The organism is Streptomyces sp. NPDC046335, assembly GCF_055587985.1.
Genome location: NZ_JBVJFF010000049.1, coordinates 1 through 1689, shown reverse-complemented (window position 1 = coordinate 1689; position 1689 = coordinate 1). Strand labels below are relative to the sequence as shown.

The window sequence follows — 1689 nt, the reverse complement described above, 5'->3', positions numbered from 1 at the left end:
GTATCGTGTGTGGGATTGACCCTAATCCTTTCCCTTTAAGCGATGACATTCTGGAACCGTATTGAGCGGGAGCCAAATCCAAACTTTATTATCAGGCCCATTACGCTTGTTCATCACGCGCTGATGGCATCACCCGGGCTCATTGAGAGGCTGGATGCGCCAAAAAATTTCGACGATCTGCGCCAGCGCTATCCTTTCAGTGGCCTGTTGAATCCTGAAACCGGCAAAGTATTCGAATATATGCTCGATGGCGTCGATACTTTTGTACCACGACATCTTGAATTTATGACTACCGACTCCCAGTCTGAGATTCAGGCTGCATTAGCCGGTAAAGCAGTGATCCAGTCGAGTAATCTGGCCTGCAGGGAAGATATCAAAGACGGCTGGCTGGTGAATGTTTTACCGGAACTAAAACTGGAAACCTGGCAGCTTTATCTTTACCGGCCCTATCAGACCCTTGTACCGCAACGCATCAGGACCGTTTTTCACATCCTTAAAGATATTTTACTCAGACATTTCAGTTAAAAGAGGCCCCGGATGCGGCTGGCGTTCTTAGCCGGAGGCGTTACTTTTAAAACGGAGAATTGAATTTTTGGGTACAGCTCTTTATTTGTGAAGCCGCCGTTCCGGAATGGACGCATCCGCGAAGCAAAGCCAGCCGTCCTGCCAGATTCCCTGAATACTGCTGACTTTTAATGTGCTCCGGATGGCGGTAACAGGCATATCAACTAAAGATTTCATCTATCCAGTCAGCAAATGCCCGCTGACGGGTATAGACAGCGTTTCTGTTTCCTGCACAAAGTGTAATACGTCTGTACGCCGGCTTTGTCCGCAAAAATAATGGATCGCCCGATGATGAGACAACTCTTCAGGTGACTAAGGAAGGCAGTAAAAATTTGGCCGCTGGCCGTAACCGGAACGCATCGGCACATTTACGCTGACGGATGAGGAAAACATAGTGATGATGGGTTTTGAATACTGCCTGAGCTATTACGATCTGCGAAGCGGTATTTTATCCTGAACGCCTCTTCACCGGGTGGCCCGGGTCTGTTTTCATCGTCCCCGGATAGCTTCGAAACAGTGCAATACCGTCAGGAATACGCCTCACCTGAACGCCCCCAAAATCCCGAATACGATGATAATGGTTAGATACGCCTTCGTGATGTCGTCCACACAGGTCAGGCACTTGCTCCAGCGACTGGGGGCCAGCGCGTCCATGACGAAGTTCATTGACCAGCTCAGGTTGGGCGCCGCCAGTCCGAACAACGGCAGACGTTCCATTGCAAGCCCTTCACGGCGCAGTCACTGCCAGATACAGCGGCCTGCACTCCAGTGTCAGTTCAGTGATGCGCCTGATAAATACGCATCAATCGCCGGACGCTGAGCTCTGTAGCCGCAGGTCGACAGAAACATACCTGTAAGCCCGCAGACACGACGTCGTGACACACCGGTCGCGTCATACATAAACCTAACGGCTTTATTGATATTCGTGTCACTCAATATTCCTTACCACCTGGGTTTTATTAAACGTATTATCTCTATATTGCTGGTCGCGAGTAGATACACACCCAAAAGTATGTATCTACATGCACTCAACCTGAGATAACTTTGAATAAAGGCGGTCAGAAATGTTTTTTGCGCCACCTGCGCGTCAGCACCTTTTCCGCCTCGACAATCAGGAACATCACA

General features: G+C 49.6%; 1 protein-coding gene and 1 pseudogene. One reads left to right on the top strand and one right to left on the bottom strand.

The window, feature by feature from the left end:
• The first annotated feature begins 42 nt into the window (after window positions 1-42).
• Window positions 43-525: a LysR substrate-binding domain-containing protein gene (locus ACZ6JY_RS40760; protein WP_469204651.1), complete on the top strand. Its 483-nt coding sequence runs from the start codon at window positions 43-45 to the stop codon at window positions 523-525.
• 514 nt (window positions 526-1039) lie between these two features.
• Here ACZ6JY_RS40760 and ACZ6JY_RS40755 read toward each other — a convergent pair.
• Window positions 1040-1503: pseudogene (locus ACZ6JY_RS40755) on the bottom strand (IS3 family transposase); the annotation flags it as partial.
• Window positions 1504-1689: the final 186 nt, after the last annotated feature.